Origin of the sequence: Winogradskyella poriferorum (genome assembly GCF_036553625.1) — a bacterium.
Classification (GTDB): domain Bacteria; phylum Bacteroidota; class Bacteroidia; order Flavobacteriales; family Flavobacteriaceae; genus Winogradskyella; species Winogradskyella poriferorum.
Window position 1 is genome coordinate 496,445 of record NZ_JAZHOU010000001.1, and the last position, 26,603, is coordinate 523,047.

Below are 26,603 nucleotides of genomic sequence, written 5' to 3' on the forward strand. Positions count from 1 at the left end.
TATTTATTTTCTTATTGGAAATGAAATTAATACAGAGAATCCTTTAGTTGGCTCTAGGATATCAATAGTCCCATTATTATCGTCAATTACAGATTTAACTAAATACATACCTAAACCTGTCCCAATTTCTTTTCCTTTTCTATCTCTTTTCGCAGTTTTAAAAGGCAGGAAAATATCTTCTTTGTCTTCAAATACTACATCCAATCCAACTCCGTTATCAGTATATATAATTTCTATATAATTGTCTTTCAAGCTGGCTGAAATATCTATTATTCTTTCCTGAATCTCAGTTAGATTATTAAATGAATCTATTGAGTTATTAATTAAGTTTGTGAAAATCGTTGACATATCCATTTCAAAAGCTCGAAAATCATATGATTCATCTTTAGTATTATCATTTATATTGAGAAGAATATCTTTCTTTTTAAAAATTCGACTCCAAGACTTTTTTAAGGATTTCAAAAATCCAGTAAATTCAAATTTACCTCTGGTTCTTTTGTCTTTTCTAATAGCTGTTAATGCATAATCTACCCAATGGATAATTTTATCAGAATTCTCATCTAATAATTCAATTATATCGATACCATCCTTATAATCACTAGAGTTTTTTAACTCTTTAGGCACGATGGAATTGAAAATCCCTTCTAGTTCTTTAACTTCTATCGCATTATCTTTTACTTCTTTCAATTCGTGAGCAAAGGATGACACAACTAAGCCTAAACTCGCAAGTGACCTTACTTGGACAATTTCTTGATTTTCTTCTTCTTCTTTTTCATTTTCAATAGTCTTAATCGTATCAATTATAGCGTCTTCTATTTCATCTTCTTCCTCTTCTTCTGTTTTATTAGTGTCCTTATTTTTCTTTTGTTGTTCTAATAGTTTTTTTGCTAATTCCTCTGCTTTTTTCTGAAGTTCTTCGGCTTTTTTCTTTTCTTTTCTTCGTTTATTTTCTAAAAAGAGAGGATTTAATACTCTTGTTCTATCATATTCGAATTCACGAATAACACCAATGATTATAGTTTTAAACGTTTCAAAAGCGTCATTTTCTTGTAAAGCACCTCTGTCGGACTTATCAATTAATAATTCATTATTTAACCTCGAGATTGTTATTATTCCTGCTGTTGATTCAGGTCTAACCCTCCAGTCTCCAATTCGTTGTCCAGCACTGGCAGGACTCGAAGCGGCTCTAGAACCTAACCTCAACCAATCATTGTCTGGGTCTCCATATGGTCTCACTCTGAACGAATCTCTATAGATTTTTACCCCTCCAAAGCGTTCAAGTATTGATTTTCTCTCACGGGAATTAATATTCTTATAAGGATATCCTTCTTTTTTGGAATTTCTTTGTTTTAAATAGTAAAATGTCAAATCAAAACTTCCGACATCACTTAAAAGTTTTCTGTTAGAATCATCAAGTTTCCAGTTTAATACTTTATCAATAGCCTTGGAATAGGAAAAAGTTTTCTCTTCAAGAGTTTTTAAATCATACGGATGTTTTTTTGACTTATAAATTTCAGGATAATTCTTTTTCAATGACTTGATATCAATTTCATTTCTAGTTATTTCAAAATCTACACTTAAGGATTCTGAATTGTAACTAGCCTTAATTTTATAGTCAAAGTCATTAAAAAATGCTGTTTGAACTTTACCGTATTCTTTGGGTTGTTGAAAATGATTAAAATATACCTCAAAAGGGATATTAAGCTCTTTAGGTGGAATTAAGGCCTCTAAACTTTTAAAAACAGACGATGTTTCTTCTATATACCAATCGTCCTTGAGATTATCTATTTTTATAATAGTTCCTCTGTTGAAGTTCAAACCTTCTATAATTGATTTTAATTGAGGATTATTGTTAGTAAGATCTCTAATTTTTGCTTTTAAATCAACTTCTACTGGTTCTAATTCTGCCTCAATTTGTGAAATCGCTTTATCGTTTTGGTCAAATTCATTCCAGTCCATTTTCCAAAAAGAACCAATGTTATTTTTTGCTTTCTTAGAAAGTGTCCACATTTCTGTTTCATAACCTAATCTATCCAAAGCAAAACGACCAATCCCTTTTGCTCCAGTCTTTGTTCGTTTATCATCAGAAATATAATCTTTCTCTTTATTTCCTGTACCAATCTGCATCCAGTGATTTTTGATGACATTTTCAGTCATACCTTCACCATTATCAATGATATAGATAGTGCTTTTCTCTCTTATCGGAATTTCAAATTCTTTACCGTTACTATCTTTAATCTTCTTTGTAGGTATATCAAAAAGTACAAAACAGTTTTTAGCATCAGCATCATATGAATTTTTTACCAATTCAATGATAGCACCCTCAGGATTAGAGAAATTTTCTCTACCTAGTAATTTTCCAGCTCTAGCAGAAACTTTGAAGGCAATTTTAGTCATTAATTGATAATAAAATTATAAAGTTCGATAAAAGTATAAAATAAAGAAAAACTTATAACTATCGAAATGTAAGTATTAAAAAATGAATTTTAATAATAAAGGCAAAAGCTTTCGCTTTTGCCTTCAACACTTAAGGTTATTAATTAGGGTTATTTAATAATCAGTTTTAAGGGATTATATGTAAACTGACTATTAGCGATTTTACAGAAATATACACCTGCACTTAAATTGTTTCTATTTATAGTAATACTGTTTTTTCCTGCAACAGCATTATGAGTTTTATTATATACTTGCTTACCTAACTGATTGTACACTACAAATTGCACTGTTTCGTTTTGTGCCATTGTAAAGTTTACAGTTGTGTGAGACGTCATTGGATTTGGGAATGCTTGTAATGTGTTATCCTCTGTTTCAAAATCATTAATACCTAAACTTTGTTGTGCACCAAAAGCCACTTCTGAAACACCTAAGTTAAATGGTACCGAGTTTGAATAATCTCCTAATACCGAAAATACAATCGTTTTAACATTTGTAACATCTCCACTCTCTCCATTAGCATCTACAAAATCACTAAACGCAATGTTATAAAATGTATTTGCTGTATTTGCTGGTATGGTGTAACGTAAGCGATTGTTCCAATCCTCTAACTGCTCTGGCATTAATATTACTTCTACAGGATTGTCACTCGTCATATAAAACTGAATGGCTTCAAAATCTGTAACATCTAAAGTTTGATCACCTGGTAAAACGTGTCTAAACAGGTTAACATTACCAGTTACTACACCCGAAACTGTTGGTTGGCGCTCTATTTCATAAAGATCATCATCATAAGCTATTGGATTATTAGCCACATCAAAGCTGGCGATTTGTTCCAAGTGTGTGTTGTAATCTATTCCCCAAGGTCCATCTGCTAAATACAGTGCGTCCTGTTGAGCATATCCATCTACTTGTAACGAGAAACCAACATCGAATAAAGTACCTGTTGTAATTGTAATGTGTTCATTCCAATTTCCTGATAAAGCAATAGACTGTGCATCACTATAATATTCTGTTGTTTCTGTTGGTGCAATACTTGCATTATAATTTAATGCTGTTGCATTTATTTTGTTGATGATATCTAACTGAAGTTCTCCATTACTATAAGAACCAGACTTTACAAAAACCATTGGTATAACGTCTTCTACAGCAGTACTCAATAAAGGCTTTTCTGCGGTAAGTGTATCTATAATATGATTTCCTATTGAGAACACTTGCGAGAATGAGCTTCCCCAAATCTGAAAGTTGTAATAATCCCCTTCTGGATATTGTGCTATATTCCAAAAACTAAATAACTCATTTTGTACTTCACCTAATTTTATTGAAAAGCTTAATGTGTATTCCATCTCACCAGTTGCTCTTAGAATTTTTGCACTAATAACCTTGTGACCTCTTACATTTACAGTTCTTATGTCTTCTAAACTAGAACTGTTTAATCTATCGCATATAACTTTTGAATGGTCGTAAACAGCACCTTCTGTTGCGGTTGCTAAAACTGCTGAAACTCTAGAACTTTCCTTGTACATATCTAGTGAAAACACTTCTGTAGCATTGGTAATGCCTATTAAATCTTCTGGACTAGACACATAAGCAGTTTCATTACCATACATACCTGTTTCTGGCAAATACGATTCTATATTTGATCCACTGTTGGAAGATTTTTGTTGTAAGTATTGTTGTTTATTAAATTTTCTCTGGCGAGAACGTTTATTCTTTACTTGGTTATTCTTTGTACGATTAAAGTTTCTTTTAGCTATTAAACTTGCTAAATCTCCATTACTTTCTAGACCTCCATCGTTACCAGAAGTAACATCTGTTGCACTGTTAACATCTGCGTAGTTTACAGTTCTTAATGCTGTGTAAGGGTTTGCAGAGATGTAAAAAATAGCATCATTAAAATCGTTATCACAAGATCCATAATCTCTTCTAATATCTTCAAAACCTAAGATGATACGTTCGTTGTCAGGATCATTTAACAATACGTTGTGGTAGCGTAAAGATTCTTCAGATTCTGGATTGTAATCTGGGTTAGAATACAATTGCCATAAACCATAACCAACAGTACTTGTAGATGAGTTCCAAGCATTTGCTAATAACACCCAACCAATTCCTGTTCCTGCAGGAAACGTACCAATTTTTACTTTATCACCAACTTGCAAACCTCCTCCACTATATAAAGCAGAAGCATTTGGAAATATAATGGTTATATCCTCTGGTTGTGGTGCTGTAGCTGGCGGATTATTTATATCATAAGTATAGAATCCTAAGACGTTTTTGTAACCAGCACCTTCACTCACAAAGGTTACCCAAACATCTGCCAAACTCTCTATTTGCAAGTCTGTATCGTAACCAGATGAAATATAATGAGGGTTATAGTCTGGCACTGGATAACTTTCTGGAAGAGAATTGTCTATCATTTGCAATGTTTCACCAGAAACAACATCTCCTGGATTTTCTAAATACAATGGTGTTCCATCTGATGTATATTCTCCTAGAAATTGGTAATTCTGGGCAGAAATTACCATTGTTAGTATTGAACAAAAAAGTAGTAGTTTATGTTTCATGATTTCTTGTGTTTATACCACAAAATTAGACTGAAAAGGTGAGCTTAACTTTATATTTTCGATTGACACCAAGCTTAGCGCGTTAGATTGCTTTTTTACTTCGGTGAATGGTTTTTATGCTATTTTTTGAATGAAATTTTCATAAAAAACAAAAGGCAAAAACTTTCGTATTTGCCTTTCTCCTAGTTAGTAATTAGGAGGTTATAATAATCAGTTCTTAAGGGGTTAAAATACCACTGACTATTATACTTTATTTGCTATTTAATCACCTTCTTAATTTGAAAAGACAAAGGCTTTCGCCTTTGTCTTGTTCTTACCATCAATCCAAAAACCATGAAATTATGACTTTCGAATTCAAAAATACTGACATTCTATGCTGGGATTTTTATTATTCGTTAAACATGTACTGTAAGGCTGTGGAATGCAGTTAAGTGTCGACGAATGGTAATTTCTATTTATTGAGCCAAAAAAAAGCAGAAACTTTTTGTCTCTGCCTTAATTCGCCATTAATCCAATATACCGCTATATGAATCTAAATTAAAGATAAATGAGAGTACCTATCAACATATTTGATATTCGATAAATAGACCTTTGGCTACGTTGAAAACCCTTATTAAAAGGATGAATTGTTTAGAGTAAATTAAGTCGTTTCATTAACTCTGGACGGTTAGAACGACTTACAGGTATTACATCTTTCTTTATAAGAACACTATTATCTTCAATATCTATAATCTTATCTACGTTAATAATGTAAGAACGATGAATTTTTAAGAATAAACTATCGGGAAGTTTTTCTTCAATCTTCTTTAGTGTTGAATGTACCGTATAGTTTTTAGTTTCAGTTTTTATTTGAATATAATCGCCTTTGGCTTCTACCAAATAAATACTTGGAATATCAATTTTTATGAGTCGTCTGTCAATATTAACATACAAATCGTTACCAGAAGATGTCTCTACATCATCTTCAGGCTTTTTTACCTTTTTTGGACTGCTTGCTACAGCTTCTGCTTTTTGTATGGCTTTTTTAAAGCGCTCTGGTGTAATTGGTTTTACCAAATAATCTACTATACAATCGTACTCAAATGCTTGTATAGCAAAATTAGAATCTGAGGTAGTTAATATAATTTTTGGTGGATTCTTTATGGTTTCTATAAAATCAAAACCCGTAAAATCTGGCATGTGTATATCTAAAAAGATTAAATCGACATCATTCTGATTTAAGTACTTTATGGCATGAATTGCACTAGGAAATTCTTCTAAAACATTTAAGCTATCTACAGTACTGCATAGTTGGTTAATTATAGCTCTTGCTGTAGCTTCATCATCTATAATAATACAATTCATAAAACAGGATTAATGGGTCTTTAAAAAACTGGTTATATTTTGCAAAATAGCTTCGAACTCTACTTTGCCTTCTGTTCTGTTTTCTATTAGGTTATTCTCATAGTCTACAGCGACATCATAACTCTTTGTGAGCCCTAAAATACTAATTTTATGTTTAAGTTTGTGCACGTTTTCTGCCGCTGCTTTAAAATTACTTGCAGCGATATTATCAAAGTACACCTGCTTTTCTTCTGGAAATTCTTTTTTAATGATGTCTATTAGTTTTTGCTCAAAAGCTTTGTCACCTCCAGACATACTTTCTATATAAGATAAATTAGGCTTCTCCATTACTCTTCTTTTTTAATGTAAAATAAAACGTGCTCCCTTTACCTGGTTCTGATGTTAACCAGATTTTGCCACCATATAAATCTACTATTTTCTTTACAATTGACAGACCTACACCTGTTGATCCTTCTATATTTTCAAGCTTTTCAAAGACTTTAAAGATTTTATTAAAGTAAACCTCATCAATTCCTTTACCGTTGTCTTTAATATAGAATTGCCAAAACTGTTCTTTTTCTTCTATACCTATTTCAATAACTCCTTTTGGTTTATCGTTGTATTTTACAGCATTGCTTATTAAATTCTGAAATAATTGCTGTAATCTGTACTTATCGCCTATTATAGTTGGTAGTTCTGGCATATTGACGGAAATATGACTAGGTATCTCCATCATATTAAGCATGTCTTTAAGCAACAAATTGAGGTCTATTTTATATGTTTCTACCTGGTTTTTACCAATTGCTGAGTAGTCTAAGATACCATTAATCAGTGCATCCATCTTTTCTACATTGGAGCGAATTAAGCCTAGTTGCGTACTGCAGTGCTCGTCTAATTTGTCTTTGTTATCTTCTATTAGCCAAGCTGCAAGTGTATCTACACTACGAAGTGGTGATTTTAAATCGTGAGATACCATATGTGCATAGTCACTAAGCTCTTGGTTTTGAACCTCTAAATTATGAAGCAATTGCTCTTGTTCTTTAAAAGCTTTACATGCTTTTAGATTAATAGTAAACTTTTTTATCACTGGTTCTAATTGTGATAAATCTTTGTTACTTAGATTATCTTTCTTAGAATACAAAAACAAATAGCCTTCCTCCTCTAGATTAAAAATTGTAGCATTTCCTTTATCGATTGGTATTGGCGAAATACTTGAGACAATACTATCTACAGGAACTATCTTACTAAACTCTATAGTTTTTAAAAACTCTGAAATAGGCTGGTCTTTTTTTATACTAATTTCTTTGCCAAAAGGAATGGCATAAGTAGAATGCAACAATTTGCCTTTAGGCTCTAATATCCATGCTGCATTAAGATTTTTTCGTTTAAGTATGAGTTTTAAAAACAAATCGCAGCTTTCCTTATAATCTAAAGACTTACCAATAGCCATAGCATATTCATAAAGCTGTAAAATGTCTAATATGTGATTTTCAATTTTCATTATTCGAACAAACCTACAACAACTGTCTTATTGTAAAACTCTAAAAAGCCTTCTCCGTAAGATGAAATTTCACCTAGAGTTAATGCTCCACCAATAGATATATTATCAAAGTTTTTTTCTATAGTACTGGTTATAGCTGTTAGTTCTTTATCAAAATTATCTTCTAAAAACAAAATCCTAGAGATACAATCTATAAGAATTGCTTTTCTTGGTGAAGATGCCTTCTTTATACTATCCTGAGCTGCTCCTTTAGCTGCATTTATTAAAGACGCTTTATCACCATTTAAAATATCTACAAGCACATTAACCTCTAACTCTCCAACACATACCAGTTCTCCTTTATCATTTACCATTAGCGGATCTCTAACAATGCACTCGGCATCATCTTTTAATATTCCAAAAGGATATCCTTTTGCAATATCAAAAAAATTGCTATCTGTAAAGGTTTTACCTGAGTGTGCTTCCACAACTTCTTTATAGACTTTAAAAGGATTCTTCCAGTTTATTTCTTTTATGATATTACCTTCTGCTTTGGTTACAATAAATGGTCCATCTACTTTACTCCAACCATGTTTAACGCCAATTCTAGAAGACATTTTCATTATGGCAAAAACAGCTGCGTCTTGAAAAACGCCTTCGCTATTAAAAACACAAGGCCTTTGCTCTAGTGATAAACTGCCTGCTCCTCCTCCAAAATAATTGGTTTGCATTCCATAATTTTCATAGAGTTCGCTTAAGTAATGAGAAATATTTGATGTTAATCCGTCTACATAGGTAAAAAGACTATAGTCCTGGTTTTTACTAAAAACAACCTTAGGAATTGTATAATCTTTTGTACTTATATTTTTAACCAAAAACATAGACTCTAAATTATTGAGCGTATTAATAACAATACCCTTATCTAAAATAGAATTGCCATGAATAACTTTTGGAAAAATCCCTCCCATAAACTTAGTCTGTGAAGCATTAAGCTCACTGATAAGCTGAGTTACATCAATTTCTGTGTGTTCTCCAATTGTAATTAAAGCTGCATTATCGCCAACATGATTTGAAATAGCTGAGACAATTTCATCTGTATTTGTAGTTGTTATTAACATACTATTTTTTTAATGTAAAATAAAACGTGCTCCCTTCCCCTGGCTTTGATGTTAACCAGATTTTGCCACCATATAAATCTACGATCTTCTTTACTATAGATAAACCAACACCTGTTGATCCTTCTATATTTTCAAGCTTTTCAAAGACTTTAAAAATTTTATTAAAGTAAACCTCATCAATTCCTTTTCCGTTGTCTTTAATAGAGAACTCCCAAAATTCATTTTTATCAGTAAACCCAATCTCTATATAACCTTGGTTTTTGTCATTATATTTTACAGCATTGCTTATTAAATTCTGAAACAATTGTTGTAATCTGTATTTATCTCCATTTACAGAAGGTAAGCTTGGTATATTAACTGAGATATGATTTGGGATTTCTATCATTTTAAGTACATCTTTCAATAATAAATTAAGATCTACCTTATATGTTTCTACTTCGTTTTTACCAATAGTGGAATAGCTTAAAATCCCACTAATTAAAGCATCCATTTTCTCTACATTAGTACGAATTAAACCTAATTGTAAACTGCAGTGATCATCTAACTTGCCCTTGTTATCTTCTAGCAACCAAGCGGCAAGGGTATCTACACTACGAAGCGGAGATTTTAAATCGTGAGATACCATATGAGCATAATCGCTAAGTTCTTGGTTTTGGTGTTCTAACTCTTTAAACAATATTTCTCGTTGCTTATTTATCTCAACAATTTCTTTGGCCTGATTTTCTATAAAGTTTACAAGCTCAATTTCATTAAGCTCTTTATCTTCTTTTTGTTCAGAATCATTATTAAACACCTTTAGTTTATTGACAACACTTTTTAGCTTATCAATTAGCTCTTTTTGCTCTTTTGCTTCCTTTTGTAATTTTCTATTAGCCTCAAACAACTCTTCGGAGCTAATTCTCATAGCTCTTTGAATCATATTAGACTGTTCTTCAAAATTATGGTAAGACAAATCAACAGCATTCAGAAAGACTTCCAAATCTTTATTTTCCTTAAGATCGTCACTAAGGAATTTACGTATTTGTCTTTTTAAAAGTGAATTCATTTACTCACTCATTAGAGTAATAGTCATGGTCTGATTGTGCAATTGGCAGGCAACTTCTCCATGAAAAGGTGCTATTTCGCCATAAGAGTAAAATCCTGAAATTGTAGTATCATTACCTAAAACTTCTATAACTTCTTCTATTTCTTCTTCAACACGTTGATCTAACACTAATTTTCTACCAATACAGCTAACCAACATTGCCAACTCTGGCTTTGTTTCTCTTAGCTCTAATGCTTGCTTTGCTGCTCTTTCTGAGGCATTAGCAATATTATCTACATTAGTCATCATAAGCTGTACTTTGGAATTTTTGGTTATATCACCAGCTAAGATTACAGCATTATTCTCTTCATCGATGTTTAAAATAGACCTTACTATTGATTGTTTTTCATTTTCTGAAGTTACATTTAAAGGGTACAGCAATGCTGCGCTAGGAAGGTCTTTTGCTTTATCACCTAAATAGGATTTGTATAGGTCTAATGCTGGTTTACCATCTAACTCATATAAGGTGTTTCCTTCAGATTTTGTGACAATACGCTCTGGTCCAAAGGGAGTCCATCCGCCATGAATAGAAAACGAAATATCTAGAGTCTCTCCATAAAAACCAACTGCAACTATTTCGCCTGGTTTAGGGTTTTCATTATAACCTGCAATTGTTTTTTCAAACCTGGTATCATCACCACATAAACCACCTGTTATAACTATATTATCATCTGTTGAGGCGCTCATACCTCTTGTTAGCTGACTTCCGTTTATAAAACTTCCTTCAGATACAACAAAAACATATTTTAAGCCCTCTTTTGGGAATTGGTTTATTAATTCATTACCGGTTTTATAGCTATCTAAATCTTTATTTAAAACATTACTGGTCTTAACGATGAAATTACTTTTTTCAAACTGAATTGCCGTAATGGTTATACTATTTTCGTTGACTGTGTCTGAAGAAATTTCTGCACATGCAGAGCCAAATATAATTTCACCATCAGGAAACAACGTCCTTATTTCAGCATAAATATTTTTGTTTTCAATTGCTAAACGATTTCCAAACACTAAAACCAAAGGTTCTTTTAACTCTTGTTTTGGTGTTATATATTCCCAGTTTTTATTGTCCCTTTTTACTAATTGTACTGTTTTCATGTTACTTTTTTAAAGTGAAATAAAATGTAGTTCCTTTTCCTGGTTCACTTTCTAACCATATTTTACCATCATGAAGATTGACAATTTTTTTAACCAATGAAAGTCCAATCCCAGTAGAGTCTTTGCTTTTATTAAGTGAATGAAAAATCTTAAATATTTTGTCGTGAAACTGAGGGTCTATACCAATACCATTGTCTTTAAAGGAAAATTGATAGAAGTTATCATTTTCTTCTACATCAATTTCTATAAGGCCATTTTCCTTGTCATTAAACTTTACAGCATTACTTATTAGATTTTGAAAAACCTGTTGAAGCTTGGTTTTATCTCCACATACAGTTGGTAAGGTATTTAGCACCCTTACGTTTATATGATCTGGTACATATAATATTTTGAGCAAATCATCTATTAAAGCCTGTGTATTTACAGGTTCTAAGTCTGTATTATCTGAAGCAACACTAGAATAATTTAAAATATCAGAAATTAACTGCTCCATTTTTTCTAGGGTTGTTTCTATGAGACTAAAATTTTGAAGACTTACATCATCAAGCTTATCTTTATTGTCTTCTTTTAACCAGCTAATTAGGGCATCAATACTTCTTAATGGAGATTTTAAATCATGAGAAACTATGTGAGCATACTCTTGTAACTCTTCATTACTCTTTTCTAGCTTTTGAAGAAGTTTCTCTTTCTGAAATTCTAGATTTTTTAATTCTGTAATATCTAGATGTATGCCTATGGACCCAGTTATATTTCCTTTTAAATCATAATTTGGCGCACCACTTATAAGCCAATATCTAATTTCACCTTTTTTATTTTTAACCTTTAGTTCATAAGAATTAGACTCACCTCTTAGTCGTTTCTCGTTTTCTATTTTTATTCTGTCATTGTTGCTATCAGCTTGAAAAACGTCTCCTCCTTTTTTACCTAATAATTCTTCTTCTAAATAACCAGACATTTCTTCAAAACTTTGGTTCACCATTAAAATCTCATCGTCATTGTTTACCTCTACAAGACCAAGATTCATATTGGCAATAATGTTACCATACTTTTGCTTTTGGGTAACTAAAGCTTGTTGGTATTTATTCTCTAAAGTAATATCTCTTACTATACCTTGAGTAGCTATTGGTCGCTCTTTATCATAAATAACACTAGCATTTATTTGCACTAATATGTCTCTTTTATCTATAGTAGTGATATTAACTCTAAGGTCTGAAATATTACCACCTTCTCTATATAGCTTATTAAAAGCTTTATACACACGGTCATATTCTGACGGTTTAACCAACTCCATTAAGTTACATGTATCATTTATATTTTGAATACCTAATAAAGGAAGTGTGGCTTCATTCATTTTTATAATATCTCCATTTACATCTGCAACAACATACGCATCTGCGATGGTTTCAAAAACACCTTGTAACTGAGAATTCGTTTTAGAGTATAGTGTAGTTAGTTCTTTATGAGATGCTTCTAATTTTTGGTTAACTTCGTATAATTCTGCAGATTTTGCTTCCAAAATTTCTTCTGCAGCTTTCCTAGATGCCCTCTCTCTAGCAAGAGTTCTTTTAAGAATATCTACTTCTTCCTGACTCATTGTTAAGCTTTATTGATGAAAAACCTAACTTCTGTTCCTTGATCATTAAGTTTTTCCATTTCAATATTTGCTGGCACACCAAACAACTTAAAAGTTTCTAACATTAGGCCCTTACCAAGCATGTACAATGCTTTATCAGGCTTATATATCATTACCATTTTGTCATCTGTTTTTTCTTCTAGTTCAAAAGAAGGCAACTGTGCGTCTGGATATATTTTCTTTACTTCTACGTGAATATGATTTTCTATCGAAGCCAATAAATTCATTGGATCTTTGTAATGTGCTACTAAGTTGGGATGTGACTTTATTAGCGCTTTAAAAAGGTGCTCTGCGTATACCATTAGCAAATCGTCTATTGCTATATCTGTATTTTCACTCAGATGTGAAATAAGTTGCAGCATTTCTGAAAACTCATAAGTTCCAACAGATGTGTAGATTCCCTCAGACTCTAAATTAGACTGGGTAATTATTTTATCTACCATAGCCAGGCCAAATTTTTCTTCAACTAAATCTAAAAATTCGGTAAAGATTATACCTTTCATGGGTGTAATTTTTTAAGGTTAAAAAAGGGCATTTTTAATCACAGAAAATTAAAACATTATTTTACAAATGCTTAATGGAAGTTGCAAAATATGATCTATTACGTTGTGATTAGTTCATTAATACTCCAATATCCTAATAATTTTTCAATTTTAGAAACATAATCTTCATATTTTAAAGGCTTTAGCACATAACCTGCTATACCTATTCTATAACACTCTAAAAGATCACGTTGGTTATTGGACGTTGTTAGAATTATTGTTGGTATGTATTTTAGCCTATCATCTGCCTTTAAAATTTTTAGAAATTCTATTCCATTTATTTTAGGCATATTTAGGTCTAATAGGATTATATCTGGAAGTTTATCTTTTTCCTCTAATAACTTAAGAGCTTCTTCACCATTATTAGCCTCAATAATTTTGTGATTAAGATTTAAGGATGACGTAGCTCTGCTAAGCTTCATCACTTCAATCATATCATCTTCTATAAGTAAAACATTAAGGGTTCTCATATTTAGCTAAATTATACTGAAGCAAGTTACTTCTATATAGAAAAATGGTATTTATTATTCGGTTGAACGAGGCTTACTGTCGTTGGATGGCAGATAAGTGTCGACGAATGGTTTTTGCTTAGGCAGCTCTCAATCCTTTGTCATTAAGCCTATTTGTGGTTTTTAGGGTTGTAAGTTGAGCTTCAATTTTTAGTTTTTCAAACTCTTGAAGAAACTCAATTGAAAAACTTTTGTAATTTTTGTCTTCTAAATACATTTCAAATTGAGAAATAAATTCTAGATGTCTCAAGCTTTTGTTTAAAACTAAATGATTAGTGTTATCTACCTTTTTTGGTAACACGGTTGTGTCATTTTGTTTAATACTTTCTGCACTTTGCAATTTAATCGCTTCAGATTGTTTTTCTTTTAAATTGTTATTAGAATAATATTCTAAAACATTTTCTATACTACTCTTTAGAAATAAATACATGCCAATTTGTGTTAATGTCAATGAAAAAATAATTAATACCGTACTCATAGCTTGGGGATACTTTGATTATTAGATAAGACAAATTTAACCCTACAGTTGAGGCTATAGCGGCATTTTTAGACGAGTAAACACTTGGTGGCGACGAATGGAAGAGTAATTTCTTTAACCTGAAATACAGGACAATAGCTATAAGTTATCTCGTACTTTTTTAGGGAGCCCTTTTACCACCTCGTCATAAGAGTGGTCAATAAGTTCTAGGATAAATTTTGTCGAAAGGTCTGTGTTGTGGATCTTTACACTGTTCCAAAGTCTTTTGTGCATGTGGTAACCTGGTGTTATACTATTGTACTCTGCACGGAGTTCTTCTGCATAGTCTGGGTTACATTTAAGGTTTATAAAACCTTCATGGTTTTCCCAACGTTTTAATGAAGCAAGAGCAAACATTTTATTGCAAACCTTAAAAACCAATGTATCATTATCAAAAGGGAAATGTTCTGTAACTTCCTTTTTATTCATACAATAATTTCTAAAGTCTTCTATATTCATTTTAGTAGCTTTTTTTCTTCTCCTTCAACTTTTAATGCTGAATAATCCAAGGTCCAACCAATGGTTTGTACTAAATTTTCTATAAGTTGAATCGCCTCTAAGGCTTCTAGTTTTGCAACATTATACAATCCGCTTTCTGGGATTTTGTCCATAATGTGTTCTTTTGCTTTGGTATGAAGTTCTGTAAGATCTGAAGCTTCAAACTTATTGAACATACCATCTTGCTTATCGTAGTAGTTAATATCACTCTCTATAGACAAAACTTCGGGTTGTGGAAAATGAGATAGGACTACTGTTTTAGATTTTAAATCTGATTGCATCTGTACTTTGCTTAAATCAAACCCAACGTGTGCCTTAGCATTAATAACCACCAAAGCCTTCTTTCTACTAGATATAAGTTTTAAGAATTTTTCTTTTACATCTTCGTAGTGGTAAATTTCAGCAAAGTCGCCTTCTACAGTAATAAACTTACAAACACGCTTTATTTTATCTAACAAAACGATTGACTGTTCATTGGTTTTCTTTTTGATTTTCCATTGTCTAAAAATGGTAACCAAACCCAGTGTTACCAGGATACTAATGATTATTATAAAAAATGTTTCCATATGTATTATTGAGACACTTTTATCGTGCCCTCGTCACATTACTATGCTTCCCATCGAGTCACAGATGCTAAAATAAATTTAGCATTACAAGATGTAACTTATCTAATCTAATATTTTATACAGCACAGGTTTACTTGGCGTAGCATCATTTTCAAAAGGTGCAACTTGAAGATTTAGCATATAAGCTCCATCTTCAATCTTATTAGATACATAGATAAACTCTGTAATAGTCGCATCTTTTCTTATGGCTCCTTTTGTATTCCAAAATGCATTATGTCCTTTTAGCTCTCCTCCATCTTCTTCTCTGTCTACACTTGGCAAATCTACGAGTAAGTGCTTAACACCCTTTTTAACTAATAACTTAATTGCTTCTTCTTCAAAATAAGTCCAATTGGTATTAGAGTATTGTCTTGTTTTTTTATCCTTGGTATTAGGCATTGTTCGTACTACTATGGCTTCTCGTTTTTTGTTACCAATTGCAAATTGCAATTGTTTTGCTGAGATTACATAATCTTCACCTCGCTTTTCTGGTGCTACAGTAATTACTTCTGCTAAAAAGAAAAAGCGCTTTAAATGCTTATTAATTGAGTATTTCTCCTTTGTGATATGACCCACTGTTTCTGTATGTGTACCATGAGAATGTGGGTTAAACGTTATAGAGTTAAAATTAACCGAAGCACCCTTTTCTACACTAATTACATCTTTATCAAACACCTCTGGCTGTATTTTTGGTGCCCCAATATACCATGCATTAACATTTGAATCTCCATCCTTTATTGGTATGGAAATGTCTAAAGGCTTGGTTAAATCTATTTTAAGTTTTCTGGAATTGTATTGAATTTGTGTAATCACGTTAAATTAAGTTTAAATAATTCGGAGGCTATACCATCACTTAAAAATTGTCCTTTCTTAGTGACACGTATATGCTTATTATCAATATACAATAAATGTTGATTTATAAAAGTTTCGGCTTGCTCTTTTAAGTAATCTTTATAAGTTTTACCAAAATCTCTTTCAACTTTATCTAAAGACACTCCCCAAATAGTCCTTAGACCTGTCATTATATACTCGTTGTAACGGTCTGTTGTGGTTAAAGTTTCTATTTCAATTGGTAGCTCGTTTTGCTGAATAGCTTCAATGTACTTAGTGTTGTTTCTAACATTCCAACCACGTTGCTTGCCATTAAACGAATGTGCAGATGGCCCTATACCAATGTATGGTTTACCTTGCCAATAGGCTGAATTATTTTTACTAAAATAGCCTTCCTTACCAAAGTTAGACAACTCATAATGTATAAAATCTGAAGCTTCAAGTTTATCCTTAAGTAAATGAAATTGTTCATGTGCTTGCTCATCGTTTACATCATCTATAATTCCTTTTTTTATAAATGATGCTAGAGCAGTTTTAGGCTCAACGGTTAATGCATAACTCGAAATATGAGGAACATTATAACTCAATGCAATATCAATATTTTGAAGCCATTGCGTATTTGATGCTCCTTGAATTCCATAAATTAAATCTATTGAAATATTATCAAAATATTGTGTCGCTATAGACAAACATTCTTTGGCTTCTTCAGCATTATGCGCTCGATTCATCAATTTTAAATCGTGTTCAAAAAAGGATTGAATACCAATTGACAATCGGTTTATTGGACTCTTGGACAGTTCTAAAATTCTGGTTTTAGACAAATCATCTGGATTGGCTTCGAGTGTAATTTCAGGGTTTTCAGCTACTTTATAGTTTTCATAAACAGCATCAATCAATAATTGTAATTCGTCATTCATCAATAAGCTAGGTGTTCCTCCGCCAAAATAGATGGTTTGCACCTCTATATCTTTAATCTCGTCTTTACGTAACTGTAGTTCTTTTGCTAAAGCGCTCACTAGTTCATCTTTCTTTTTTAAAGATGTTGAAAAGTGAAAATCACAATAGTAACAAGCTTGTTTGCAAAAGGGAATATGGATGTAGATGCCTGCCATTCTACTTTTTTACTCTATCCTCGTTCTGTTTTACGAAAGCTCCCCAACCAGAGTAACTTTTACCAACCTCAACACGACCTTGGTTATAAAAATGACAAACTGCTGCTGCCAAACCATCTGTAGAATCGAGATTTTTTGGCAATTCCTTTAGATTCAGTGTGCTTTGTAACATCTTTGCCACCTGTTCTTTACTGGCATTACCATTACCGGTTATTGCCATTTTAATTTTCTTAGGCGAATATTCTGTGATAGGCACTTCGCGAGACAAACCTGCTGCCATGGCAACACCTTGAGCTCTCCCTAATTTTAGCATACTCTGTACATTCTTACCAAAGAATGGTGCCTCAATTGCTATTTCATCTGGATGATAGGTGTCTATAAGTTCTACAGTTCGTTCAAATATGAGCTTAAGTTTTAGATAATGATCGTCGTACTTTTTTAGTTGTAGCTCATTAAGTTGTAAAAACTGCATTTGTTTCCCAACCACTTTAATAAGTCCAAATCCCATAATGGTTGTTCCTGGATCTATTCCTAATATTATTTGTTCTTTACTCATTAAAGTCTAATACATATTAGTTTTTCTGTTTATCACCCTTCACCTCATACTCTTCTATAGTAAAAATTACAGGCAGTGAATAGGCGACAGTTACTACTTTACCTTTGTGTTTTCCTGGAATAAACTTCGGAAGCAAATTAATAACGCGCTCAATTTCTTTTTCAAGATCTTCATGCTCTGCTCTAGACTTTACATCTACAACATTACCTGTTACATCGATTTTAAAACCAACAAAAATGCGTTTTTTACCAGCAGACAAACCTAGCTCTCTCGGTAAATCTGTATTGAATTTTCTAATAGTGTGATTCCGTATAAATTCTACAAAACATTTTTTTCGCTCTTCGTTAGTTTTATAATTTTCACACTCCTCTGAATAAGGCACTTCATTTACAGCATTAAAAGGAATAAATTCTGGCTCTTGTTCTGCGTCAACCTCAACAATCTCTACCTCTTCAGTTGATTCTACCTTAGTCTCTTTTTCTTGAGCATTACCAAAACCACTCATAGCCAACAAGATACTTACGGCAACTAATAAATTGACTTTCGTTTTTAATACCATATAATTCTTTTTTTTACTGAAAATAAATATTTCAATAGTCTTAAAATTTATTTGAGTTATTTAATCACAATACTGACAACCACTTAACGACACAGCAATACCAAAAGTAACATTAAACACACTGCCGTTAAATGCACCTAGCCCACTTATGGGAGGATCATACTCATCTAAAGATGTTAATCCATATATATAGGCTACATCTGTATAAACAGATACTTTTTCGTTAATAGCGTAGTGTAGCTCTAAACCACCCAAAAGATTTAAATAAGACTGTTTGTTATCTTCTAAACCACCCAAAGGTTTTGCAAAACTAAATCCTGGTCCTGCATGCAAGATGGTTCTTAAACGTGGTGGTAAAAAACCTAAATATTCTGTAGGGTCAAATACAAATTGTGCATTTATACGAGAGTAGTTTATCTTAAACTCTGGTGAACCATCATCGTTTTTGAAACGGTTAAAACCATAATCTAGCTTTACTCCATAAGCACGTTTAAACATGTGTTGTACACCAATATTTACCGTTGGAAAATTAACCGATTGAGCGTAAGTTCCATCTACAAAACCATCTGTTGTAGGATAGTTAAAACCTACCGCAAAAAGTGCTTTCCATTTACTGGTAGCTTTACTAAACTGAGCATTACTATGCATCCCAACACATAGTAGACTAAATAAAAAGAGGTATTGTTTTAAATTAAGCTTCATGTGTAAGTTTTTGGTTTAATTTGTATCATGCTTTACAACATACCTTACAAAACTAAGCAATTCTTCTTTGTGCTGATTAAGTTAAGCATTGTTGTTGGTGCATTTTATTTTATTTATTCAAAACTCACCGAAAATGGGCAACTTCAGCTGAGTGATTTTATAGCTTTTTTGAAAGAAAACAAGACTTTTTCAACAAAAAACATCATTTTTTTAGTGATTTTAAGTGGTTTTAATTGGCTTTTTGAAATTTTGAAATGGAAAACTTTAGTTAAAACCATTAAACCAATTTCTTTTAAAGAAGCCTTAGAGCAAAGTCTTGGTGGTTTAACAGCATCGCTAATTACACCAAACCGAATTGGCGATTATGGTGCAAAAGTTGCCTACTTTACCAAAACCTATAGAAAACGTGTTTTACTACTCAATCTCTTGGGTAATATTTCGCAAATGACCATAACAACCATTTTTGGTGTTGTAGGATTAGTAATTTTTATTAATCGCTATCAACTAGAAGTTGATTATTATAGAGTCGTAAGATTTGGTGCTTTAATTTTATTAATGTCTGTTTTTGCTATTTTCGGAGTGAAACATAAACGTTTTAATTTTAGAGGATATTCTGTTAATCAAATTATAGATTATATTAAAAACATCACATTAAAAGTGCATGTAAGTAATATTATCTTATCACTATTACGGTATCTTATTTTTTCATTTCAATTTTATTATCTGTTAACAATTTTTGAAGTTAACCTCAGCTACTATGATGATATGGTTGTTATCACAAGCATGTATCTATTAGCTTCTATAATACCAACAATTTCTATATTCGATGTTGTAATAAAAGGAAGTGTGGCTGTTTTTTTATTTACTCATATTGGTGTAGATGAGCTTACTATTTTATGTATTGTTTTAATTATGTGGATACTAAATTTTGCTATCCCAAGTGTACTTGGCAGCTATTTTGTTTTAAATTTTAAACTCCCTAAAACCAAAGCATGATTTCCACAACACTCATAGCAATTATAATTGTTTATTTAATTTTTATAGTTGGTTTTATCTATGGTTTTGATAAGGTTGAAGATTTTGAGCTTCAGGATTTAGAACCTAAAACAAAATTTTCTGTTATAATTCCTTTTAAAGATGAGGCTGAGAATTTAAGTGAACTATTGAACTCAATTTACAGATTGAATTATCCTAAAACACTATTTGAAATTATCATGGTTGACGATGATTCTGAAGATGGTTCTGTGGAAGTAATCCAAAACGTTCTCGATACATCACGCAAAAAGCGTGACACTCGAACTGACGTTATTAAGATTATAAAGAACAGCAGAGTTACTAATTCTCCAAAAAAGGATGCTATTAGTTCTGCTGTAGCTATGGCAAAACACGATTGGATTATTACTACAGATGCGGATTGCGTTTTACCAAAATATTGGCTAGATACTTTTGATGAATGTATTCAAAATCACCAACCAAATTGTATTGTTGCTCCAGTGACTTATAATGATGGCAGTTCCTTTTTAAAACGTTTTCAAATACTTGATGTTTTAAGTTTGCAAGGTGCTACTATTGGTGGTTTTGGGATAAAACTTCCGTTTTTGTCAAATGGTGCTAATTTTGGGTATAAAAAATCTATATTTCAATCCGTAAATGGTTTTAGTGGCAACGATTATTTGGCTAGTGGTGACGATATTTTTTTGCTAGAAAAACTGAAAAAAGCGGATTCTAAAAAAGTCTTGTATTTAAAATCTAACCAAGCCATTGTCAGCACAAAACCTGTCATGAATTTAAGCGCCTTAATTCAGCAACGCTTGCGTTGGGCTTCAAAAACCAGTCATAATCCTAATTGGTTTTCAAAATTAGTTGGGCTTATTGTTTTTTTGGGAAACCTAGCTTGTATTGCCATGCTTCCTATTCTATTTTTAGGCTATTTAAAACCGAGGATAGCAATTGCTTTAGTAGTAATAAAATTCAGCATTGATTTTCTATTAATATTTAAAACAGCTCGTTTTTTTAAACAAGAAAATGTGCTATTCTCTTATGTTTGGTCTTGCTTTATTTATCCTTTTTTTAGTGTGTATATAGCTGTTTTATCGCTTTTTAAACCCTATCAATGGAAAGGGAGAACTTTTACAAAGTAACCTATACTTAAGATATTTTTAATAGCTTTACTACAACCAATGCCCTTTGCGGTTATTGGCAGACCACAAATCACTTAAAAAACTCACAAATGAAGAAAATTTTAGTTGCAATACTTTTCTGCATGGCTTTTCAAATAAATTATAGCCAACAAACCTACAATGTTAATGGCGAATCTCTAGAGCTTAAAACCGAAGTTGATGGTAAACTAGATCTACTATGGAATACGATTGATGGTAAATACCGTTATTTTGTGAAATCTGAAGATGGCAGTATTACTGAACTGAAGAATACCAAAGATGATAATAATGATTATCAAGAAGAATATAAATCTACACTAAGCAACCTTACCAATGGCATGTCTACAGACAAGCTAAAATTAACGCTTTATAGCCTTAGGAATTATATAGACAGTTATAATGTTTCTGTAGATTCTAACTACACTTCTACGAGTACTGAAAGTAGTGTTCAGTTTAGACTTGGATTTTCTGGTGGAATTACAAATAGTCCATTTGTTGGTAATCCTGACAACACTAAAACACCGATGATTGGTGCAGAATTAGAAATTTTTGAGGCTAATGCAATACCAAGACATTCTGGTTTTTTACAAGCCAGACATGCTTTTGAAAGTGATGATTTTAAATATAGTACAACAGAATTAGCTTTGGGCTATCGTTTTAGGTTTATAAATAAAGAAACATTTTCAATTTATGGACAAGTGAAATTAGCGACCATCAATTTTTCGGATTTTACATTCTTAGATGAAAATGATATGGAAGTAGACTCTAACGAAACTTCATTTGATATTCCTTTTATTTTTGGTATAGGTTCAGATATTAAGGTTGGCAACAACAGCTATATTACAATAATTTACGGCGAATTATTTGCTGCTTTTTTAGACAATCAAGGCAACTTTTCTACTGATATTGCTGTTGGTTATAAATTCAACTTATAATAATGAGCCTCAGGAATTTTAAAACCTCTAACCCTGTTTTTAACGACTACTTTTGGGATGATGGCAAATCGTCTACAAAAACGATGTCTGTTGCTGGTATTTTCTTTAAGTCTATGATGGGCATTTTGGTTATTGCAGCCATTACAGCTTACTTGTGGAAACTCAACGAAGCCGGAATGCAAATGCGATGGTTTACCTTAGGTGGAATGCTAGGAGCTATTGTAATGAGTGTTTTAATTTCTGTACGACAAAACTGGGCGCATATTTTAGTACCGCTTTATGTTATTGCAAAAGGCTTTTTTTTAGGTGGTTTCTCTTCATATGCGCACAAAAATTTTCCTGATTTGCCATACCAAGCTATTGGTGTAACTATCATTACATTTTTTGTAATGCTGTTGCTTTACCAATTAAGAATTATAGTAGTCACTAAAAAGCTTAGAAGCGTTATTATTACAGCTACTGTAAGTATTATGGTAGTTTATCTTATCTCGTGGATTTTGAGTTTTTTTGGTATAAAAACCTACATTAGAGGTACATCGTGGTTTGCTATTGTTTTTAATGTTTTGGCTGCTATTGCAGCTTCCTTTGCTTTGCTCTTAGATTTTGACTATATAGAACGTTACAAAAACAAAGCGCCAAAACACAAAGAATGGCTGGCTACTTGGGGACTTTTAGCAACGCTTATTTGGCTGTATGTTGAAGTATTACGATTGATGCAGAAATTGGCGATACGATTTTAGTTTTTTCTCGCTAAGACGCAAAGATGCCAAGTTTTCCTGTTTTCATCCACTAACTTCTAACTTCTAACTTCTAACTTCTAACAAAACTAATCTATCCTGACAATTACAGGCAATTCAAACGCAGTCGTAACTTGCTGTCCTCTTTTTATAGCAGGAAATATTTTTGGCACATCTTTTAAACTTTGACGTAACAAGCTGTCTATTTCAGGAATTTGATATTCGGTTTCTGGTTTTAAGATGATATCTTCAATTTGTAAAAGTCCTTTGTTGTCTATAATTAATTTTAATCGAATAGTATCATAAACATCTTCTGAAACGACAATGTTTTGACTTCCCAAATAGTCATTAACGTGCTGCAATAAGGTATTCTGAAAACAAACTCTACTATCCTCTTTAGTTGTCATACCCTCACAACTATTGAAGGTTGGATACGTATCAACATCGTTCCAATTGAAGGTTTGTAATTCTTCTTCTAGTAAATCTTCTGAATTTACTTTTTGCTTCTCAAAATAGTCGCAAGCGGTTAACAGAAAAATTAATAAAAAACAAGCTAGTCGGTTCATTAGCACATTTCTAATAGCGAAATGTACAATATTTTTAGGTTTTAGTCTTCTTCTAAGAATTTTTCCTCCTTTAACTCTTTCAACCTTCGTTCTGCATAGGGTTTCAAAGGAGCATTTTTTTCCTTTTTTATAAAGTCCTCATATAATTTTATTTTGGCATCAACATCTGCATAATATTCATCCTTTGATCTCAGAATAAAAAATGAATTCATAATATCATCAGGATCCTCTTTTTGTGCTTTTTGAAAAGCCTCAATAGCTTCCTTGTACTTTTTCTGTCTATTTAAAACTATACCTAATTTTTGATATTCATTAGATAATGACACATCACGTAACTTCAGTGATTTTTTATAATAGTCTTCTGCCTTTTCAAAATCACTCAAAGCCGCATAATAATTACCTAAAACAAACAAGGCATTAGCATCTTTAGGATTGTATTTTAAAACTTCTTCTCTCTGGTAAATTGCCTCTTTGTAATCTGAGTTTTGAGCATAACTTAGACTGAGTTTTTCGTGAATAAATTCTGATTTTTCACCTAAATCTAAAAGCTTGTTAAACCAAACTACAGCATACGTATAGTATTCTTGATAATAATAAGTCTGCGCCTTTAAACTTATAAGTTCTATATTGTCTGAGTAGCTTTCTAAACCTACATCTATAATTGTATGTGCTTCTTTAAACCTTCGTTTTACAAGATGCTCTTTACCAATTTTAAAAATTGCTTTTTGATGTGTTGAATCTAACTGATAGGTGGTTTTAAAACGCTCTAAGGCTGTGCTATCTTGAAGTTTTTCTAATGTTACACCTAACTCATAATGAAAATTTGGATTGAGGCTATCTATTTTGATTAAATCTGAAAAACGTTTATGGGCTTCTTTATAATTCTTTGTTTTTGACAATAGCTTGGCATACTGATATTGTAACAAAAGATCTTCTGGGCTTACAGAAATTGCTTTTTTATAGTAAGCTAAACCTTCGCCATAATTACCAATAGCAACGTATGCCTTTGCTATATCATCGTACACATCATCTAAGACTTCTAGAGTTTTGTACGTTTCAATTGATTTTGAAAAGTTACCTATCGCAAAAAATTGGTCAGCCTTTTCTTTGATACTTTGAGAATTAACCACACAAGACACCAATAATACAGAAACAATAATTACTCGAAATCTCATAAACTGACTTCTATTTTTAATTTAATACAATTGGTAAAGAAAATGCTACAGCGACAGCTTTATCTTTTTGACGACCAGGTATAAATTGTGGCAACAAGCTTAAAACACGTATTGCTTCTTCTTCTAAAACTTTACTAGCTGCTCTGGCTTGTATTCTGGTAACATTTCCATCTGCATCGATTAAAAAACGTGCAAAAATGCGCTTTTTATGTAGCTCTGCATTGGTCTCTACTTTTGTATTAAAATTCTTCTTAACATGAGCATTTACAAACTCTGAGAAACATTCCTTTTTATCTTGTTCTGATATTAAATTTACGCACTCTTTGTGTGATGGTGCTTGGTCTACAACATGAAAAGGGACTTCATCCAAATAATTATTAGCAGTTTCTTTTCTTGTTTGAGAATTTTCTAAAAGTTTTTTTATTTCATGTGATGTAAGCAACTGAATAATACCATCATAATTATCTTTAGTTATAACTATACTTTCTGAGTCATCACTAACAATTAGTTTTCTATAAAAACTACCATGTATAACATCTTTAGCCTTTTCTAAAGCATCTCTATGTTCCTCCATCGTTAAGTTATTTATATCTTCAGAAATAACTCTTAAAGTTCTATTGTCAGCACTCTCGTTATGGGATTTTTTTGCTTCATCTGTTTTAAGGTATTCAAGATGATCTTGATACGATCTGTTAAAATTTATCATTTCATCAAAATACTTAGCTCTATCAGACTTTACCTTTTTAGATTTTTGCAAAAATTCTTTGAATCTCAATCCTATAAATCTTGTGTATGCAACATAACGCAAATACTCGTCTCTTGTTGGAATATACTTTTTTTCTGTGTAATCATATTCTCTAGTTATTTCTAACAAATGTGTAAGATCTTTATAATTTTTGACTAACCCTTCATAATAAATTCTTATTTGCGCTTCCTCATCTGTCAACTTTTGATTCATTTCTGTTTTAGCATCCGATTTTTCTTGTGCTTTAACCTCAGTTGAGGTATAAACCAACATTGCAAATATTACAGGAAATAAAAGCGCATACTTAAACAAATTCTTTTGACTGGATTTTGATTTTTGTAACATAATGATTCGTTTTTTGATTAATGATTTTTTGAAAAATGTATTGGTAAAAGACAAAGTATTAGTGTCTAATATTTGATGTAACAAACTTTGATAATAACTAGACTTACCTTGATGTTTCACAGCTTTAGCATCTGCTATAAACTCGTGCAATTCCTTAACTCTACTTTGATACATATATACCAATGGACTAAACCAAAAGAGGATTCTGAGGACTTCAAAAAACAACAGATCTACACTGTGCTTTTCTTTCACATGCACTAGCTCATGCTCGTATATTGTATTTCTTTCAGAACTTGGAATCTTGTCTCCTAAAAAAACGGTGTTAAAAAATGAGAACGCCGCTGAACTTTTAAGAAGATTAACAATGAGTATGTTGCCTTTCCAACGTTTAGGATTATTGCTTTTTATAAAATAGAGTTTTGCAATTTTTACTATAAACACTAGTGCTGCTAATACCACACCAATGTATAACACTATTAGCCATACAGGTAATTGTGGGTTTGTATTGGTTACTTCGTTTATTTGCTCAACCACAAAAGGATTCGTATCAATGTTTGAAGCCTCACCAATAAAGACTTCTGGTAATCTTATAACCGTTTCTTGTGTTGTAACCTTTCGTAATTCTGGAAGTTTTACAAATGGCAACACTATTGAAAACACAGATGTTAGCAATAGATAGATTCTGTTATAATTAAAAAAGGTTTCGCGTCTTAAAAACAAGTCGTACACTAACAAAAAAAGTGTTTGAAACAATACAATTTGAATGATACTGTACAGCAT

26 protein-coding genes are annotated in these 26,603 nt (G+C 31.9%); 4 read left to right on the top strand and 22 right to left on the bottom strand.

Annotation, left to right across the window (positions count from 1 at the left end; all coding sequences use genetic code 11):
• Positions 1-3: 3 nt before the first annotated feature.
• The 19 genes from V1468_RS02255 to V1468_RS02345 all read right to left on the bottom strand — a co-directional run bounded on the left by V1468_RS02255 (position 4) and on the right by V1468_RS02345 (position 19,161).
• Positions 4-2,397, bottom strand: coding sequence for a sensor histidine kinase (locus V1468_RS02255; protein WP_331808629.1), 2,394 nt, complete (start codon positions 2,395-2,397; stop codon positions 4-6).
• Between the two features lie 149 nt (positions 2,398-2,546).
• Positions 2,547-4,997, bottom strand: coding sequence for a DUF4114 domain-containing protein (locus tag V1468_RS02260; protein WP_331808630.1), 2,451 nt, complete (start codon positions 4,995-4,997; stop codon positions 2,547-2,549).
• Positions 4,998-5,627: 630 nt separating this feature from the next.
• A complete protein-coding gene (locus V1468_RS02265) occupies positions 5,628-6,341 on the bottom strand; it encodes a LytR/AlgR family response regulator transcription factor (RefSeq protein ID WP_331808631.1) in 714 nt (237 codons plus the stop codon).
• Positions 6,342-6,350: 9 nt separating this feature from the next.
• Positions 6,351-6,668 (bottom strand): Hpt domain-containing protein, encoded by a 318-nt coding sequence (locus V1468_RS02270; protein WP_331808632.1) that lies wholly within the window; start codon positions 6,666-6,668, stop codon positions 6,351-6,353.
• Positions 6,655-7,821, bottom strand: a complete 1,167-nt coding sequence (locus V1468_RS02275) for a sensor histidine kinase (protein WP_331808633.1) — start codon at positions 7,819-7,821, stop codon at positions 6,655-6,657. Before V1468_RS02275 ends, V1468_RS02270 begins: the two co-directional genes overlap by 14 nt.
• Complete coding sequence (locus V1468_RS02280; protein WP_331808634.1) at positions 7,821-8,918, bottom strand: FIST signal transduction protein; 1,098 nt, start codon at positions 8,916-8,918, stop codon at positions 7,821-7,823. Before V1468_RS02280 ends, V1468_RS02275 begins: the two co-directional genes overlap by 1 nt.
• Before the next feature lies 1 nt (position 8,919).
• Positions 8,920-9,963, bottom strand: coding sequence for a sensor histidine kinase (locus V1468_RS02285; protein WP_331808635.1), 1,044 nt, complete (start codon positions 9,961-9,963; stop codon positions 8,920-8,922).
• Positions 9,964-11,097 (bottom strand): FIST signal transduction protein, encoded by a 1,134-nt coding sequence (locus tag V1468_RS02290; RefSeq protein WP_331808636.1) that lies wholly within the window; start codon positions 11,095-11,097, stop codon positions 9,964-9,966. It abuts the gene before it with no gap.
• A 1-nt stretch (position 11,098) separates the two neighbouring features.
• On the bottom strand, positions 11,099-12,691 hold the full coding sequence (locus V1468_RS02295; protein ID WP_331808637.1) for a PAS domain S-box protein: 1,593 nt from the start codon (positions 12,689-12,691) through the stop codon (positions 11,099-11,101).
• A 2-nt stretch (positions 12,692-12,693) separates the two neighbouring features.
• A complete protein-coding gene (locus V1468_RS02300; protein WP_331808638.1) occupies positions 12,694-13,233 on the bottom strand; it encodes a heme NO-binding domain-containing protein in 540 nt (179 codons plus the stop codon).
• A gap of 98 nt (positions 13,234-13,331) precedes the next feature.
• Positions 13,332-13,742 (bottom strand): response regulator, encoded by a 411-nt coding sequence (locus tag V1468_RS02305; protein WP_331808639.1) that lies wholly within the window; start codon positions 13,740-13,742, stop codon positions 13,332-13,334.
• A gap of 118 nt (positions 13,743-13,860) precedes the next feature.
• A complete protein-coding gene (locus tag V1468_RS02310) occupies positions 13,861-14,259 on the bottom strand; it encodes a hypothetical protein (protein WP_331808640.1) in 399 nt (132 codons plus the stop codon).
• Positions 14,260-14,397: 138 nt separating this feature from the next.
• Entirely contained in the window at positions 14,398-14,757 is a 360-nt protein-coding gene (locus V1468_RS02315; RefSeq protein ID WP_331808641.1) for an MmcQ/YjbR family DNA-binding protein, read from the bottom strand.
• Entirely contained in the window at positions 14,754-15,362 is a 609-nt protein-coding gene (locus V1468_RS02320) for a DUF4230 domain-containing protein (RefSeq protein WP_331808642.1), read from the bottom strand. The genes V1468_RS02315 and V1468_RS02320 overlap by 4 nt, the downstream gene beginning before the upstream one ends.
• Positions 15,363-15,464: 102 nt before the next feature.
• Complete coding sequence (locus V1468_RS02325; protein WP_331808643.1) at positions 15,465-16,214, bottom strand: cyclase family protein; 750 nt, start codon at positions 16,212-16,214, stop codon at positions 15,465-15,467.
• Positions 16,211-17,344 carry a radical SAM family heme chaperone HemW gene (hemW, locus tag V1468_RS02330; RefSeq protein ID WP_331808644.1) on the bottom strand — a complete coding sequence of 378 codons (1,134 nt, stop codon included), beginning with the start codon at positions 17,342-17,344 and terminating at the stop codon, positions 16,211-16,213. The genes V1468_RS02325 and hemW overlap by 4 nt, the downstream gene beginning before the upstream one ends.
• Position 17,345: 1 nt before the next feature.
• Positions 17,346-17,900, bottom strand: a complete 555-nt coding sequence (gene ruvC, locus V1468_RS02335; RefSeq protein WP_331808645.1) for a crossover junction endodeoxyribonuclease RuvC — start codon at positions 17,898-17,900, stop codon at positions 17,346-17,348.
• Positions 17,901-17,916: 16 nt separating this feature from the next.
• The gene (locus V1468_RS02340) at positions 17,917-18,459 is read right to left on the bottom strand and encodes an energy transducer TonB (protein WP_331808646.1); all 543 of its coding nucleotides are present in this window, start codon (positions 18,457-18,459) and stop codon (positions 17,917-17,919) included.
• Positions 18,460-18,519: 60 nt separating this feature from the next.
• Positions 18,520-19,161, bottom strand: coding sequence for a cell envelope biogenesis protein OmpA (locus tag V1468_RS02345; RefSeq protein ID WP_331808647.1), 642 nt, complete (start codon positions 19,159-19,161; stop codon positions 18,520-18,522).
• A 27-nt stretch (positions 19,162-19,188) separates the two neighbouring features.
• Between V1468_RS02345 and V1468_RS02350 the strand changes: the two genes are divergently transcribed.
• The 4 genes from V1468_RS02350 to V1468_RS02365 all read left to right on the top strand — a co-directional run bounded on the left by V1468_RS02350 (position 19,189) and on the right by V1468_RS02365 (position 22,995).
• Positions 19,189-20,157: a lysylphosphatidylglycerol synthase domain-containing protein gene (locus tag V1468_RS02350; RefSeq protein ID WP_331808648.1), complete on the top strand. Its 969-nt coding sequence runs from the start codon at positions 19,189-19,191 to the stop codon at positions 20,155-20,157.
• Positions 20,154-21,302 (top strand): glycosyltransferase, encoded by a 1,149-nt coding sequence (locus tag V1468_RS02355; RefSeq protein WP_331808649.1) that lies wholly within the window; start codon positions 20,154-20,156, stop codon positions 21,300-21,302. Before V1468_RS02350 ends, V1468_RS02355 begins: the two co-directional genes overlap by 4 nt.
• An 89-nt stretch (positions 21,303-21,391) precedes the next feature.
• Complete coding sequence (locus V1468_RS02360) at positions 21,392-22,255, top strand: hypothetical protein (RefSeq protein ID WP_331808650.1); 864 nt, start codon at positions 21,392-21,394, stop codon at positions 22,253-22,255.
• A 2-nt stretch (positions 22,256-22,257) separates the two neighbouring features.
• Positions 22,258-22,995 (top strand): Bax inhibitor-1/YccA family protein, encoded by a 738-nt coding sequence (locus tag V1468_RS02365; protein ID WP_331808651.1) that lies wholly within the window; start codon positions 22,258-22,260, stop codon positions 22,993-22,995.
• A gap of 86 nt (positions 22,996-23,081) precedes the next feature.
• Here the strand turns inward: V1468_RS02365 and V1468_RS02370 are convergent, their stop codons facing one another.
• From V1468_RS02370 to V1468_RS02380, 3 genes are read right to left on the bottom strand one after another with little or no spacing between them, the layout of a single operon-like run.
• Positions 23,082-23,558: a hypothetical protein gene (locus V1468_RS02370; protein ID WP_331808652.1), complete on the bottom strand. Its 477-nt coding sequence runs from the start codon at positions 23,556-23,558 to the stop codon at positions 23,082-23,084.
• A 41-nt stretch (positions 23,559-23,599) separates the two neighbouring features.
• On the bottom strand, positions 23,600-24,733 hold the full coding sequence (locus tag V1468_RS02375; protein ID WP_331808653.1) for a tetratricopeptide repeat protein: 1,134 nt from the start codon (positions 24,731-24,733) through the stop codon (positions 23,600-23,602).
• A gap of 16 nt (positions 24,734-24,749) precedes the next feature.
• The gene (locus V1468_RS02380) at positions 24,750-26,603 is read right to left on the bottom strand and encodes a M56 family metallopeptidase (RefSeq protein WP_331808654.1); all 1,854 of its coding nucleotides are present in this window, start codon (positions 26,601-26,603) and stop codon (positions 24,750-24,752) included.